The organism is Acidovorax sp. NO-1, from assembly GCF_000238595.1.
Taxonomy (GTDB): domain Bacteria; phylum Pseudomonadota; class Gammaproteobacteria; order Burkholderiales; family Burkholderiaceae_C; genus Acidovorax.
This window is the reverse complement of the sequence record NZ_AGTS01000029.1, coordinates 46,727-62,146: the sequence shown is the minus strand read 5'-3', so window position 1 is coordinate 62,146 and position 15,420 is coordinate 46,727. Positions and strand designations below refer to the sequence as shown.

Below are 15,420 nucleotides of genomic sequence, written 5' to 3'. Positions count from 1 at the left end.
CTAATGCAGCTCCAAGGAACCAAAAGTTCAGGCACCCAAGTGACTGCTCTCAAACGTGCAAAAAGTGCATTTGCTGCAATTGCTAGCACCGTGCAATCCGGCGTTTCATTTAACAACTATTCCGTACTCATCATGGACCCGGCAAGGGAGTTGGGAGTCCTTCGCCAAGAGGCACCAACGCTCGATCCGTTGGTATTCGAAAAATTGCAGGCCGCAGTCGCTGCTTACAACGACGCAGCTAGCGTTTGGCGCGCCAGCATTTATCAAAGCCAAGATGGAGGGTTCATGGGACGTGTCTTAAACCCGGAGCGAACGGGCTTAATGCCGATCGTTCACAAGTATGGGCTGTATACGACCACCGTACTTTTCAACACGCATCTGCCCGCAGATGCCGCAGTCGGGAAAATTTGGCGATACGCGGAAATGACCGCGACGGAGGCTTTCGAAATAGCAGAGGGTACCCCTCGGCAAAAGCTTGAACCGGCAGGAGCGTTGCCCACTGTAGCGGCTCCCCCTTCCACAGAGGAAGAATCGACAGTTGAACGCTTGGCACGAGATAGCGGATGCAATACTCATCCTGTCGCAGCTAAGACGGGCGTCAAGGATGGGCAGACAGAGTACGCCGTCTATTGCACCAAAGGACACACTCAAATTTACCGATGCTCATCCGGAAACTGCACTACTCGGTGAATTGTATTTTTGAGGAGACACAACCCCTATAGGTCAAGTTAACCCACGAGGGCAGTGTCCGATCCTTGTAAATTCATCACCTTGCGATCAAGTTGCACGGATGAAAAGTTAGCCTACACAACTCCGCGTCACGAAACGACCTCGGGCTGTAACCCCAACATCCCCCGCGCCGCCTGCGGCGAAGCCACCTCCCGCCCCGCATTGCGCGCGTATTGCGCCAGCTTCTCAATCAAGGGCCCGTTCGAATCCGCCTTCATCCCGTCCGGCAGATAGAACGTGTCCTCCAGCCCCGTGCGCAAATGCCCGCCCAGTTCCGCCACGCGCTGGTGCACGGGCCAGATCTCGCTGCGGCCGATGACGGTGGCTTGCCAGGGGGCATCCTTGATTTTTAGCTTGAGCAAGATGGGCAACAGGTCCGGGTCGGCAGGCATGCCGGATTCAACGCCCATCACAAAGTTGTATTCGGGCAAGCGCTCGGTGTACATGCCGGTCTGCACATACATCTCCACGCAGCGCACGATGCCCACGTCGAAGCACTCAAACTCGGGCAACGTACCGGTCTCCAGCATTACGTCGATGAAGTCCTTGACCTTGGCGGGCTGGTTGTCGAACAGCATGGGCGGCCAGGCCCAGGTGCCGTTGCTGCGCACCTTCAGGTAGTTGAGCGAGCCGGCGTTGCACGCCGCCATCTCGGGGCGGGTGGCGCGCAGGCAATCCAGCGGGCCCTGGTAGTTGGGGCCGACCACGCCGGTGGTCTGGTTGATGATCAAACCTGGGCAGGCCTCGCGCATGGCCTGCACGCAGTCGCGCGCCACCTGCGGATCCCAGCTGGGCAGGTGGCCCTTGCCGGGCTCCTGGTTGCGAAAGTGCACGTGGACCACGGCGGCGCCAGCGTCGTAGGCGCGGCGGGCCTCTTTGGCCAGTTGCTCGGGTGTGACGGGCACGTGGTGCTGGCCGGGGTCGGTCAGCACGCCGGTGATGGCGCAGGTGATGATGGCTTTGTTGCTGTGGTCGGTGCTGTGCATGGTGCCTGTCTCCTTCAAATGCCGAGCTGCTTGGCAGCCAGGTCTTTCATGATTTCTTCCGCACCGCCGCCGATCATCATGACCTTGACCTCGCGGTAGATGCGCTCGCTGACGGTGCCGCGCATGAAGCCCATGCCGCCCAGGATCTGCACGGCCTGGTCGGCGCAGAACTGCATGGTCTGGGTGGCGTGGTTTTTCAACATGCAAACCTGCGCCACCCAATCGGGTCCGGCACGCCCCGCGTCGGCCTGCGCGGCCACGGACTCGCACCACGCGGCGGTGGACTGGATGCGCATTTGCATGTCCACCAGCTTGTGGCGGATGACTTGGTGCTCCACCAGCGCGGCGCCAAAGGTCTTGCGCTGGCGCGCCCAGGCCAGGGCCTCGTCGTAGCAGGCCTCGGCAAAGCCCAGGGCCGATGCGGCCAGGCCAAAACGTTCACTGTTGAAGTTGGCCATGATGATGCGAAAGCCCGCGCCCTCTTCGCCCAGCAGGTAGCGGGCGGGCACGCGCACATTGTCGAAGCGCAGGTGGGCGGTGTCGGAGCACAGCCAGCCCATCTTGTCGAGCTTGCTGCGCGACAGGCCCGCGCTGTGGCCGGGGATGAGCAGCATGGAGATGCCTGCGCTGCCCTTGCTTCCTGCCTCCCCGGTCCTCACAGCCACTGTGATCCAGTCCGCGCGCATGCCGGAGGTGATGAATACCTTTTCGCCGTTGACGATGTACTCGTCACCCTCGCGCCGCGCTGTGGTCTTGAGTTGGGCCACGTCGGACCCGCCACCGGGCTCAGTAATCGCCAGTGCCGCGATCTGCTCGCCCGCCAGCACGGGCGGAATAACCTCGGCACGCACCGCATCGCTGCCATGGGCCAACACGGGCGGCAGGCCGATGTTGTGCGACAGCAGGCTGGCCAGCACGCCGCCGCTGGCGCCGTGGCGGCTGAGCGCGCGCCACAGCGGCAGGCGCAAAGCGTAGCTGGCTGGCGTGCCGCCGTACTGTTCGGGGTAGCCCAGGCCCAGCAGGCCCAGGTCGGCCGCGCGGCGGTACAGGCTGCGGGGGAATTCACCGGCCGCGTCCCACGCGTCCACATGCAGCGCGATCTCGGTGCGGGCAAAGCGGGTGACGGTGTCGGTGAGGGCAGTACGGTCTTCGTTGCTCACAGGGGTCGCGTCGGACGTGGCGGTCATGCGGGCGCTCCTTGCGTGGCGGGTGCAAAGCGGGCCAGCACCTGGCCGGGCGACACCTGCTGGCCGGGCGCTACCAGCAGCTCGGCCACCGTGGCGGCTGCGGGGCTGGCCAGGCTGTGTTCGAGCTTCATGGATTCGATGACCACCACCGTATCGCCCGCCGCCAGCGCCTGGCCTGCTGCCACGGGCAGCGCGACCACCTTGCCGTTGAAGGGGGCGCGCAACTCCGTCGCACCGCCCGCCGCACCCGAGCGCGCTGCGGGCTCCCACGAGGCGTCTTCCATCCAACCGTCCACACCGCCGGTTTGCCAGTGCCAACGCCTCGGCCCCACCGCCACGGAATACACACCGCGCTGGGGCAGTTGCAATGTCACAGGTTCTGCCCCGGCCTGCTCCACCTGCAGCCGCCCACCGCCCAGCTCGCGCACGGCGACCGCGTGCACCTCGCCCTGGTGACGCAGGCGCAGCGACCGGGCCATGAAACAAGGCAAATCTGACGCAGGATTTGAAGCAAAAATGGCCTCTAGCGCAGGAGGAACAAGCGCTGATAGCTCTTCATTTAATAGCAACTCCTGCAGGCCAGCAGCGTACTCCGCCAGGAACGGCACCAGCGCCTGTCCACTGGCAAACACGGGGTGCTGCAGGCAGGCCGCCAGAAACGCGCGGTTGGTGGGCAGGCCCAGCACGCGGGTGTTGTGCAACGCAAGCACCAGCGCGGCAATGGCCTCGGCCCGCGTGGGAGCGTGCACGATGAGCTTGCCCAGCATGGCGTCGTAGTGAGGCGTGACCTCTGCCCCCTCCTCCAGCGCATGGTCAAAGCGCAGCGCGCCCGGCGCAGCCCGCTCAAACGCGGCGGCCGGTGGTGCGCTGAACTGCAGTACACGACCGGTATGGGGGCGGAAGTGCGCGTCTTCGGGGCACAGGCGCACCTCGATGGCGTGGCCTTGCAGATGCACCTGATCTTGCGTGAGCGGCAGCGGCTCACCCCGCGCCACGCGGATCTGCCACTCCACCAGGTCTAGCCCCGTGAGCGCTTCGGTCACCGGGTGCTCCACCTGCAGGCGGGTGTTCATCTCCATCAGATAGAAATCACTGCCATTGAGAAGAAACTCCACCGTGCCCGCGCCCACATAGCCCGCAGCCTGCGCCAGCGCTACGGCGCAGGCGCCCATACGCTCGCGCAATGCTGCGTCTACGGCTGGGCTGGGGGACTCTTCGATGATCTTCTGGTGGCGGCGCTGTACCGAGCAATCGCGCTCGCCCAGGTGGATGCATGCGCCGTGAGCGTCGGCAAAGATCTGCACCTCCACATGGCGCGGCTGCAGCAGTGCGCGTTCGATGAGCAGGTCGCCACAGCCAAAGCCCGCCAGCGCTTCGGACCGCGCGCCGGCTAGCGCTGCGGGCAGTTGCGCCGCATCGGTGACCAGCCGCATGCCACGCCCTCCCCCACCCGCCACGGCCTTGACCATGGCGGGGTAGCCGATGCGTGCTGCCTCCTGCGCAAAGCGTTCATCGCTCTGGTCATCACCGGCATAACCCTTCAGGCAAGGCACGCCGTGCGCCGCCGCCAGCGCCTTGGCCCCCGCCTTGCTGCCCAGCGCGCGGATGGCGGCAGGGGGCGGGCCGATCCAGGTCAGGCCGGCATCGACGACGGCCTGGGCGAAGTCGGCGTTCTCGCTGAGGAAGCCGTAGCCGGGGTGTACGGCATCGGCGCCGGTGGCGCGCGCCGCGGCCAGGAGCTTGTCGGTGCGCAGGTAGGTGTCGGCACTGGCGGCGCCGCCCAGCGCCACGGCCTGCGTGGCTTCGCGCACATGCAGGGCGTTGGCATCGGGGTCGGAATAGACCGCGACCGTTGCGATGCCCATGCGGTGGGCGGTGTGGATGATGCGGCGGGCGATCTCTGATCGGTTTGCGATGAGTATCTTTTTCATACGCAGTGGCCCCGCGGCTCCATTGCCCGCCTGCATGCGCCACCTACCCGGCGCCCTTGATCTTGGGAAACCCGTTCGGGCTGAGCTTGTCGAAGCCTTGCGCGGTGCTTCGACAAGCTCAACGTGAACGGTTTCGAATGGGCTGTTACCCATCCCGCAACGACGATGAATCTTTTCATGTCTTCGCACTCCACGGCGGTGGTTTGCGCGCAGCAAACGCAGCCAGCCCTTGCGGCGCCTCCGACCCGCGCAGCGCCTGCGCAAAGGCGATGGCCGCGTCGTCGAGCAGCGCGGGCAGCGGCGTCTCCGCCTGGGCCAGCAACAAACGTTTGGTAGCGGCCACGGCCTGCGACGCTGTGGCGGCATGGCGTGCGATGGCTGCTTGCACAGCAGCCTCCATGTCGCCAGTCACCACCTCATCCACCAGCCCCGCGCGTTGCGCCGTCGCAGCATCCCAGCGCTCACCCGTCAGCAAACAACGCCGCGCAGCAGCGGGGCCGAGGTGTCGCACCACAAACGGCGCGATCTGCGCGGGCACGATGCCCAGCGTGACCTCGGGCGTGGCGAACTGCGCGCTGGTGTGGGCCAGCACACGGTCGGCGCAGCACACCAGGCCAAAGCCACCGCCCATCGCCGCGCCCTCCACCACCACGATGAGCCACTGAGGCAGCGCGCACAGGGCCTGCAGCAGCGTGCCGAATCGGCGGTTCAGGGGCACTAGGGGGTCGGCTTCGCCCGCATCCAGAGGCTGGCCGATGGTCTTGGCAAAGCCGCCCAGGCTGCCGCCTGCGCAGAAGTGCCCACCCGCCCCGCGCAGCACCACGCCGCGCAGGTTGGTATCCGCAGCTGCCCGCTCGCAAGCAGCAAGCAGGGCGTCCACCATCGCCACCGACAGCGCATTGCGGCTGACGGGGTCGTTCAGTGTCCAGGTCTCCACAAAGCCTCTGGCCAGCGGCGCGTGGTGAATCAACAGCGCCTCACTCATGGCGTCAGTGCACAGGCTGCTTGGCGATGCCCATCAGCTTGGACAGGATGCCGAGCATGACTTCATCGGCACCCCCACCAATCGACGCCAGCCGCCCGTCGCGGTACATGCGCGAGACCTTGTTCTCCAGCGTGAAGCCCATGCCGCCCCAGAACTGCAGGCACATGTCCGGCACCTCGCGGTTCAGCCGGCCGGCCTTGAGCTTGGCCATGCTGGCCAGCTCCAGCACGTCCTGCCCGTTCACATACAGGTCGCAGGCGCGGTAGGTGAGTGCGCGCAGCGCTTCCACCTCGGTCTTGAGTTCGGCCAGCTTGAACTGCACCCACTGCTGGTCGGCCAGCGTAGCGCCAAACAACTTGCGCTCCTGCGCGTAGTCGATGGTCCACTGGATGCAGTGGTTCAGCGATTCGAGCGTGCTGGCGGCGCACCACAGGCGCTCCTCCTGGAACTGCTGCATCTGGTAGATAAAGCCCTGCCCTTCGGCACCGATGCGGTAGCGCTGCGGCACGCGCACCTCGTCAAAGTAGATCAGGCCCGTGTCGCTGCTGTGCATGCCGATCTTGCGGATCTTTTGCGCCACCTCGATGCCCTTGGTGAGCTTGCCGCCCGGGCCATCCCGCATGGGCACCATCACCAGGCTCTTGTTCTTGTGCACAGGCCCTTCGCCCGTGTTCACCAGCATGCACATCCAGTCGGCCTGTAGGCTGTTGGTGATCCACATCTTCTGGCCGGTGATCACATAGTCGTCGCCGTCCTTGCGCGCCACGCTTTTGATGCCCGACACATCGCTGCCCGCCGCAGGCTCGCTCACACCAATGCAGCCCACCATGTCGCCCGCAATGGCGGGGGCGAGAAAGTTGCGCTTGAGTTCGTCACTGCCGTAGCGCGCCAGCGCCGGGGTGCACATATCGGTCTGCACGCCAATGGCCATGGGCACGCCGCCGCAGTGGATGTGGCCCAGCGCCTCGGCCATGGCCAGGCTGTACGAATAGTCCAGCCCCTGCCCGCCGTATTCCTCGGGCTTGCACAGGCCCAGCAGGCCCAGGTTGCCCATCTTCTTGAAGACCTCGTGCGCGGGGAAGATCTCGGCCGCCTCCCACTCGTCCACATGGGGGTTGATCTCTTCGTCGATGAAGCGTTTGAGGGTTTTCTGGATCTCGCGGTGCTCGTGTGTGAACTGCATGGTGCTTGTCTCCTGCTGTTGCGTTTGTATGTTTGTGTGCCTGCAAACCTCGATCACGAAAGCTGAAATTGCCCCAGCGGCTGTGGCCGCCCGTTGAGCACCAGCTCCACCTGGTGCGCGCCGGGGTAGTGGGTGCGTGTGGTCATCTGCTGCAGCGACAGCGTCTTGCCCACGGCCACGGTGGCGCCGGGCGGTATGTCCAGCGTTTGCAGCTTGAACACCTTGGGCGCCGCGCCGCCGTGGGCCTTGACGTAGTGCACCTTCAGGTCCGCCAACACGCGCTGGGGCTGGGGTGTGGGGTTGTGCAGTTCGACCTCGATGCGCACCTTGTCGCCGATGCGTGCGCGGGCGGGCAGCACGCGCGCGGCCCGCACGTCCAGCGCCACGGTATGGCCCACGCCCAGGGCATCGAGCGCGCCAGCGTCGCCGCGTTTGATGAGAAAACGCAGGCCGTGGCGCACCAGGGCTTCGCGCGGGGCGGGCGCGCCCTGCAGCCAGGTGCGCGCGGTGCCCACGGCGAGGTCGGGGTGGTCCTTGGCGATATCGCCCAGGTGGTTGGCGACGGAGCGACGCACGTAAGACGATGGGTCGTCCTTGAGCGCATCGAGCAACGGCAGGGCCAGCTGCGGGTTGGCCTGGAATGCAGGCAGGCGCGGCGCCCAAGGCAGGCGGGGCCGCATGCCTTCGCTCACCAGGCGGCGCACATGGGCGTTGTCATCCTGCGCCCAGTCACGCAGCCGCGCGAGCGTGGCCTGTTGGTGGTGCAGCAGATAGGGGCGTATGCAGAACTCGGCGGTAAACCGCTGGGTCAGCGCATGCTGCGCGGCCATGGCCGCCTCGAAATGCTGCAGGCCGTGTGTGCCGATATAGATGCTGTGCGGCAGGTACAAAAAGGCGCTGTAGGGGCGGTCACCCGCATCGGGCTCACCGGCGGCATCGAGGCCCATGGGTGGGTCCATCGAATCGACCAGCACGCCCAGCGCACGCGGCACGTCTTGCGGCAGGTGGGCCTGCAGGGCGTGCGCAATGCGCTGGCCGCGCGCCATCAGCTCCAGCGATTCGTAGCCGGGCTGTACTTGCTGCAGAAACGCGGTGGTATCGAACTTGCGCCACGCACGGCGCACCATGGCCGCAATGCGCGGCGGCACGGTGTCGTTGAGCAGGTATTTGAGAGGCTCGGCCATCGTAGGGATTGCGTGCGAAGCGCTTACATCCGCGCCACGCCAAAGCTCAGGGGCCGCAGCGTGCGGGCCTGGGCCTCGGCGCAGGTGTCCAGGCAAAACGCCAGCACGGCGCGCGTGTCGCGCGGGTCGATCACGCCGTCGTCCAGCAGCAGGCCGCTGGTGTAGAACGCATCGGCCTGGGCCTCGAACATGGCGACGATCTTGTCGAATTGGGCCTGCGATTCGGCCGGGTCGGGCGTGATGCCTTTGCGCGCCAGCGCCGCCTCGGTCACGATCTGCATGGTGCGTGCGGCCTGCTCGCCGCCCATCACCGCCGTCTTGGCACCGGGCCAGCTGAATAGGAAGCGCGGCGCATAGCCGCGCCCACACATGCCGTAGTTGCCCGCACCAAAACTGGCGCCGCACTGGATGGTGATCTGCGGCACGGTGGCGTTGGTCACGGCCTGGATCATCTTGCTGCCGTGCTTGATCATGCCGCCCTGCTCGCTGTCCTTGCCCACCATGTAGCCCGTGGTGTTCTGCAGGTAGATGATGGGGTGGCCCAGCTGGCACATCCACTGGATGAAGTGCGTGGCCTTGTTGGCGCCCGCCACGTCGATGGGGCCGTTGTTGCTGATGAAGCCCACGGCATGGCCCTGGATGTGGCCCTGGGCGCAGACGGTGGCCATGCCGTAGCGGGCCTTGAATTCGAGCAGTTCCGAGCCGTCCACCAGCCGCGCCATCACCTCGCGCATGTCCACGGGTTGGCGCAGGTCGGCAGACATCAGGGAGAGCAGATCGTCTGCGGGCAAGGTGGGCCCAGGTGCGCTGGGTCGCCGGGGCATGTTCCACCCCAGCTGCGCGACCACATCGCGTGCCAGGCCAATCGCTTCACGGTCGTCCTGCGCCAGGTATTCGCCTAGGCCCGAGACGGCGGTATGCATCTCGGCACCGCCCAGTTCTTCTTCCGTCGCAATCTCGCCCGTCGCAGCCATGAGCAGCGGCGGCCCGGCCAGGAAGGCGCGCGAGCGGCCCTGCACCATGATGACCACGTCCGACAGCCCCGGCATGTAGGCGCCGCCTGCGGTGCCCGAGCCGTGCTGCACAGTGATGACCGGAATGCCCGCCGCCGACAGCCGCGCGAGGTTGCGGAACAGCGTGCCGCCGTGCACGAAGCCCTCCACCCGGTAGCGCATGAGGTTGGCACCCGCGCTCTCCACCAGGTGGATGAACGGCAAGCGGTTTTGCAGCGCGATTTCCTGCACGCGCAAGATCTTTTCCAGGCCCATGGGCTGGATGGCGCCGGCTTCGATGCCTGAATCGCTGGCCACCACCATGCAGCGCACGCCGCTGACAAAGCCGATGCCCGCAACCATGCCGCCACCGGGCACGGACTTCTCGGGGTCTTTCACGTCCTGCAGGTAGCCCGCCAGCGTGCACAGCGGCAGCCAGGGCGCACCGGCATCCAGCAGCAGCGCCACGCGCTGGCGCGGCAGCAGCTGGCCGCGCTTTTCAAACTGGGGCAGCGACCGGGCCGAGGCGGCGGCGGCACGCTCTTCCAACGCGCGCAGGGCGTGAAGGCGGGCCTGCAGCGCCGCGCGGCGTTGGGTGGCCTCGGCGCTGCCTGGGTTGAATCGGGAAGTGAAGACGGCGGTCATGCGGCCTCGGTCTTGGGGGGTGTGGGAAGGGGCAAACACCTGCGGCACCTGCGCGCGGTGAAAGCCGCCAAATGGCCGCACGGCCGGGTGTGCAGCAGCGGTGGCACCGGGCGGGCGCTGCGGCCAACCCATGCGCACCTGGGGCCGTGCGCCGTCCACCCGCAACGTGGTGCCACTGATGAAGTTGGCTGCCGGGCTGAGCAAAAAGGTGATGGCTGCCGACACCTCGGCCTCGTTGCCAAAGCGGCCGAGCGGCACCGTGCCCGGCATGGCGCGCAGCATGTCGCCCGCCTCGGGCGGGTAGTTGTCCATGCCGCTTGAGGCGACGTAACCCGGCGCCACGGCGTTCACGCGCACACCGCTGTGCGCCCATTCCAGCGCCGCCGTTTCCGTCAAGCTGACCATGCCCGCGCGGGCAGCGCCACTGTGCCCCATGCCCGGCATGGAGCCCCACATGTCGGCCACGATGTTGACTACTGAGCCGCCGTGCTGCGCCATCCACTGTCGATAACACTCACGCGCCATCAGAAAGCCGCCGGTGAGGTTGGTGTTCAGCACCGCCTCCCAGCCCTTGGCACTGATGGATTCAAGCCGCGACATGAACTGCCCGCCCGCGTTGTTGACCAGCGCATCGATGCGCCCCTGCGCAGCGACGATCTGCTGCACCAACGCGACCACGCCTTCTTCGGAGCGGATGTCGCACACCTGGCAAGACACGCGGCCGCCATCGGCAGTGATCTCTTCGGCCACGGCGAGCAGCTTTTCAGGCTTGCGCCCCACCAGCACCACATGCGCGCCGAGGTGCGCCAGCTCGTGTGCCGTGCAACGGCCTATACCCGAGCCGCCGCCGGTGACCACCACCACCTGCCCCTGGAACAGGCCCGGAGCAAACACAGACTGGTAGGCGTTGCGCGCGGTGGGGTCCATGGTGACTCTGCCTTGATGGGGTGGTTTGTTATGAACGGGTGAACAAGGCCAGCGCCTCGTCGGTGAGCGCGTCAAGCGACTTGCCCTTCTTGGGCGAGAACCACTGCACCGCCCAGTTGAGCGCCCCGAAGATGAACAGCCGCGCCACACCGGGCTCGGCCTGCAGCGCGCCCTGCTGTGCCAGCGCTTCCAGCACGGGCATCCAGGTGGCCTCGTAGCTGTCCTTGATGCGGGCAATGCCCTTGCGCTGCGCAGGCGTGAGCGAACGCCACTCGTAAAGCATCACTGGGATGAAGCTACTGCGCGGCCCGAGCAGGATCTCAAAGTGGTGGCGAATGAGCGTGTGCAACTGCTCGCGCGGTGTGGCCGTGGTGGGCAACGCATCGAGTGCCTGCTGCTGGCTTTGCGTGGCCATGGTCATGCCCTCGCTCATCACGGCGTAGAGCAGCGCGCTTTTGCTTTCGAAGTGGTAGAACGGCGAGCCACTGTGCATGCCTGCGGCCGCAGCAATGTCGCGCGTGCTGGTGGCGGCGAAGCCCTGGGTGCGAAAGAGCTTGGCCGCGCCGTCCATGAGCTTGCGGCGGCGGTTGCCGTCGTCGAGTTCTTCGGCGGTTTTGCGCGGGCGGCCGCGGGGGCGTCGGGTGGGTTCTTCAATGGGGGATTGTGTTGTGGTTGCCGAGTTGGCGCTGAGGGGCGCTACGGCCTTGCTGCGAGGGCGGGCCGGGGGTTTCTTGGGAGCGGAGGCTCTGGCGTTGGGGCGCGGCACGGGTGAATCCATGCAGGCACGATAGCAAAACTGCTTATTTTTAGCAAGCAAGTGCTTTGTAAAAATAGATAGCTTGTTCGATCGTGATTGCTACGGGTGCTTTTTGAGGTTAAGCGCCAGTATTGACTACCTGATTTGCTATGTGTTTGTAATCAAGCGGCGTGATTGTGCGAAGGGCGGAGGCCGGGAGTCGCCCGGCGTGCGAGTAACTTTCTTTCGCGTCGCCGAAAGAAAGTCACCAAAGAAAGGGCGACCCTGCTGTCTGCGACCCCTTCGCTGCGCTGCGGGGCAACCTGGGGTGCTCGGTCACGGGGTGCACCGCAGAACTCGCTGCGCGCCTTTGGCGCTCCGCTCGGACAACTGCGGTGAGTCAGATCACGAAGCATGCGCGCTCCGACGCGCATGCCACCCCGCGCCCTGCGCGCCCCAGGCGCATCCAGAAGGGAACCCGCGAATCGGACATCCACACGGGCCTTTGCTTCGCTCGGCCCAGCTCTCGCAGCGCGTGGCGCGTGCGCCCGCGAGATGGGGCCGAGCGCAGCAAAGGCCCGTGCGGCTGCTTGGCTGTTCGGCTGTTGGATGTTTGACTGCCCAACCCCCTGCTGGCTGCGCCTGCGGCGGGGCGGTTGTGGGGTGAGCATGGGCGTCGGAGCGCCCATGCCTTGTGAACTGACTCGCCGTGGTTGTCCGAGCGGCGCGCCGCAGGCGCAAAGCGAGTTCCACGGCGCACCCCGCAACCGCCCCGCCGCAGGTTTGCCCCTTCGCAACGCGAAGGGGTCGCAGACTGGGGGTCGCCTTTTCTTTGGTGACTTTCTTTTGGCGAAGCAAAAGAAAGTTACTCGCACGCCGGGCGACTCCCGGCTCCCGCACTCCACACGGGCATGCAGTAGCCACCGCCAAAACAAGCTTCGGTAGGCTCAACCCGAAAGGATGGGGCGAGAACGAGCTATAAAAACAATAGCTGCCAGCGCTTTATATACAAGCGCCAGCAGCCCAAAATGCCTCAGAACTAGCGAATCAAACCGCGCTGAAATCAGGCTTTCTCTTCTCCATAAAAGCCGAGAACGCCTCCCGCGCCGCAGGCTCACGCAGCATGCGCCCAAAGCTCTCGCCCTCTTCGGCCATCACTTCCAGCACTTTCGACTGCTGCCCACCCTTCATCAACCGCTTGGTCTCGATGAGCGACGACAACGGCTTGGCCGCCAGCTTCTTGGCCTGCGCCTGTGCGACGCCATTGCACTCGGTGGGTGGCACCACGCGGTTGACCAGGCCGACTTCCAACGCGGCCTCTGCCATGAAAGGCTCGCCCAACAGCAAGGCTTCCGCAGCGCGGTGATACCCCAGCATCTGCGGCACCAGCAGGCTCGATGCGGCCTCGGGGCACAGGCCCAGATTGACGAACGGCATGGAGAACGCCGCGTTGTCGCCCGCGTAAACGAGGTCGCAGTGGAACAGCATCGTTGTGCCAATACCCACGGCCGGGCCGCAGACGGACGCAATCACGGGCTTGGGGAAGGCGGCGATGCCTCGCAGGAAGCGGAACACAGGCGAGTCCTGCGTGGCGGGCGGCTGCTGCAAAAAGTCGCCAATGTCATTGCCTGCGCTGAAGATGGCCACGTCGCCCTGGAATACGACCACACGCACGCTGGCATCGGCCTTGGCGGCATCGAGCGCATCCGCCATGGCGGCATACATGTCGCGCGTGATGGAGTTCTTCTTGTCCACACGGTTGAAGGTGATGGTGGTCACGCCTGCTTCGGAGTGAACGAGGATATCTTGGGTGGTTTCTGTCATGGTGGTGAGTGTTTGGTGTTTGGGGTCTGGGGATGGATGGACGGATAAATGCAGGAAAAAGACGCGCAGCAACGCCAGGCTCCCGCCTGCCGCGCTGAGGCTGGCTATTCCTTGTAGTACACGATCTGGTGGCTGGTGGCGAGCATGGTGCCCGCCTCGTTCCACAACTGCGCGGTCTGGTCGAAGAAACCATTGCGGAACTCCTGCCCGCGCGCCTGCCCGAGCAGGAAACCGGTGCCAGTGGCCCGCAACTGCTCCGCCGTGGCGTGAAAGTACACCGTGATCGACACCGTGCCCGCTGGCACATGGCGCGCGCGCCGCAGCCACACGCGGGGGAAGAACACATCGGCCAGTGCCGTCAGCGCAGCAAAGTCGAGCGGGCGCGGTGGTGTGTCGCGCATCCAGAGCTGCGTCAGGCTGTGGTCGCCGCTATCGTCCCAGGTGCGGGGAATCAGGCCGGCCACGGGGCGCATCTCGTAGCGGTTGACCCACTCCACCGCACCCGATGGGGCGACAAGGGGCTGTTGTTCTTCCGCGGCGGGCACCTTCGGCATGGGTACGTCGCCCACGCTCCAGGTCTCACGGCGCACGGCCGTGACCGCAGTGGCCGTGGTGGCAACCACCTGCGCGCCGTCGGCGCCGGCCTGCAGGATGGACAGTGTCCAGTGCTGGGTGGATCGGTTGGTGCGCACCGGTGTGGCCTGCACGGTGAACGCACCCGCCGTCAAAGCGCCCGCGTAGTTGACGGTGAGCGACAGCGGGTCGCCGAGCCGGTCGGGGTGCTTCAGAACGGCCTGCAGCAACGTGGCGGCGGTGATGCCGCCAAACGGGCCGACCATGTTCCAGTAGCTGGGGTGGGTGTGCCCTTCGTACTGGCCGGTCGCGATGGACGAAGCCGTCAGTTGCAGCGCCTCGTCCAGCGGATGCAGAGATGAAGACGAAGAAGTGGATGCAGAGGAAGTCATGCTGCGAGTGTGCCGCGAAACGACCGCTCAGACCGTCGTACCGGAGACTTCACCGCGGGGCATTCCGCCCCCGCCCAGGGCGGCCAGCGCAGCCGCAGCACGCGGCCACAGGCTCTGGCGGAACTGGTCGCGAAAGAACCCGAAATGGCCGATGCGCCGCACCTGCAGGTCAGCCGGGGTGATGCTCTCCACGCGGCGCTCGGTGTTGGCGTACAGGTTCACGAGGTTGTGTGTGCCGCGCAAGGTCATCAGCTCGTCGTCAGCCATCGACAGCGCCAGCACCGGGAACCGCACCGCACCGTAGCTCTGCGCCACCGCAGGCCCCTCGGCACCGACGCTGTAAGCGGGGTCCAGACACCAGCGCCGCCACTGCAGGATCACCCCCGCAGGCAGGTCGCCCACCTTCTTGAGCGTGCGCCCCGGAAAGTACCCGCACAGCCGCGTGGCCAGCGGCACCAGCACCCACCAGAAGTACGGAACGATGCGCTTGAGCTGCGGCGCGTTGTCACGCCAGTAGCCGCTGCCTGCGGCCACGCTGAGCAGGCCCGCCACCTGCTCGGGCTTTTTCAGCAAACCCGGTAACTGCGCGCCCAGGCTGTGGCCCAGCAAATACAGCGGCTGCGACGGGAGCGCGGCCTTGGCGGCAGAAATCACCGCCTCGTAGTCCTGCGCCCAATCAAACAGGTCCGCCTTCACATCGCGCATGGCGCCCTGCAGCGAATCGCCGTGGCCCCGATAGTCGAACGTGGTGACCCGAAACCCCTGCTGCGCCATCCACAGCGCAAAGGCCTCGTAATACGACTGCCGCACCCCCATCGCGCCGCCGATCACGACGCTGGCGCGCGGAGCGCCCTGGGGTTCGTAGACACGCAGTGCCAGCGACACCGCCCCATCCACCTGCAAGGTTTGCTTGTTCATGTCTGTCTCCTTGGTTCGAAACCGATCTTCGCCGGCTTGAAGAGAAAGAAACTATCGCTGAGGAACAGGCCCCGGCTTCGACAAGCTCAGCCCGAACGGTTGGGGGCATACGCCCCGGCTTCGACAGGCTCAGCCCGAACGGGCGGGGTCGGGTAAAGGTCGGGACAAGACCATCCAAATACCTGCCCCGGTTCCCCTGCCTTCACACCCCACCCTCCAGGGCGTACC

11 protein-coding genes and 2 pseudogenes are annotated in these 15,420 nt (G+C 65.9%); 1 reads left to right on the top strand and 12 read right to left on the bottom strand.

Annotated elements, in window-relative coordinates; translation table 11 throughout:
* Positions 1–690: pseudogene (locus KYG_RS24640) on the top strand (hypothetical protein); the annotation flags it as partial.
* Positions 691–818: 128 nt separating this feature from the next.
* On the opposite strand, the gene KYG_RS02515 reads toward KYG_RS24640, so the two are convergent.
* From KYG_RS02515 to KYG_RS02465, 12 genes and pseudogenes are all read right to left on the bottom strand, one after another.
* Positions 819–1,715: a 3-keto-5-aminohexanoate cleavage protein gene (locus KYG_RS02515; protein WP_034692805.1), complete on the bottom strand. Its 897-nt coding sequence runs from the start codon at positions 1,713–1,715 to the stop codon at positions 819–821.
* Positions 1,716–1,729: 14 nt separating this feature from the next.
* Positions 1,730–2,902 carry an acyl-CoA dehydrogenase family protein gene (locus tag KYG_RS02510; protein WP_008903247.1) on the bottom strand — a complete coding sequence of 391 codons (1,173 nt, stop codon included), beginning with the start codon at positions 2,900–2,902 and terminating at the stop codon, positions 1,730–1,732.
* Positions 2,899–4,833, bottom strand: a complete 1,935-nt coding sequence (locus KYG_RS02505; RefSeq protein WP_008903246.1) for a biotin carboxylase N-terminal domain-containing protein — start codon at positions 4,831–4,833, stop codon at positions 2,899–2,901. The genes KYG_RS02510 and KYG_RS02505 overlap by 4 nt, the downstream gene beginning before the upstream one ends.
* Before the next feature lie 175 nt (positions 4,834–5,008).
* The gene (locus KYG_RS02500; RefSeq protein ID WP_008903245.1) at positions 5,009–5,818 is read right to left on the bottom strand and encodes an enoyl-CoA hydratase/isomerase family protein; all 810 of its coding nucleotides are present in this window, start codon (positions 5,816–5,818) and stop codon (positions 5,009–5,011) included.
* Between the two features lie 4 nt (positions 5,819–5,822).
* Entirely contained in the window at positions 5,823–7,001 is a 1,179-nt protein-coding gene (locus KYG_RS02495; protein WP_008903244.1) for an acyl-CoA dehydrogenase family protein, read from the bottom strand.
* A gap of 53 nt (positions 7,002–7,054) precedes the next feature.
* Positions 7,055–8,185, bottom strand: a complete 1,131-nt coding sequence (locus KYG_RS02490; protein WP_008903243.1) for a DNA alkylation repair protein — start codon at positions 8,183–8,185, stop codon at positions 7,055–7,057.
* 23 nt (positions 8,186–8,208) lie between these two features.
* Positions 8,209–9,822 carry an acyl-CoA carboxylase subunit beta gene (locus tag KYG_RS02485; RefSeq protein ID WP_034692828.1) on the bottom strand — a complete coding sequence of 538 codons (1,614 nt, stop codon included), beginning with the start codon at positions 9,820–9,822 and terminating at the stop codon, positions 8,209–8,211.
* Between the two features lie 33 nt (positions 9,823–9,855).
* Positions 9,856–10,749, bottom strand: a pseudogene (locus tag KYG_RS23495) (SDR family oxidoreductase); the annotation flags it as partial.
* A 28-nt stretch (positions 10,750–10,777) separates the two neighbouring features.
* Positions 10,778–11,527, bottom strand: a complete 750-nt coding sequence (locus tag KYG_RS02480; protein ID WP_008903241.1) for a TetR/AcrR family transcriptional regulator — start codon at positions 11,525–11,527, stop codon at positions 10,778–10,780.
* A 1,005-nt stretch (positions 11,528–12,532) separates the two neighbouring features.
* Positions 12,533–13,309 (bottom strand): enoyl-CoA hydratase, encoded by a 777-nt coding sequence (locus KYG_RS02475; RefSeq protein ID WP_008903240.1) that lies wholly within the window; start codon positions 13,307–13,309, stop codon positions 12,533–12,535.
* A gap of 104 nt (positions 13,310–13,413) precedes the next feature.
* On the bottom strand, positions 13,414–14,274 hold the full coding sequence (locus KYG_RS02470) for an acyl-CoA thioesterase II (RefSeq protein WP_085942477.1): 861 nt from the start codon (positions 14,272–14,274) through the stop codon (positions 13,414–13,416).
* A 27-nt stretch (positions 14,275–14,301) separates the two neighbouring features.
* A complete protein-coding gene (locus tag KYG_RS02465; protein WP_008903238.1) occupies positions 14,302–15,192 on the bottom strand; it encodes an alpha/beta fold hydrolase in 891 nt (296 codons plus the stop codon).
* Between the last annotated feature and the right edge of the window lie 228 nt (positions 15,193–15,420).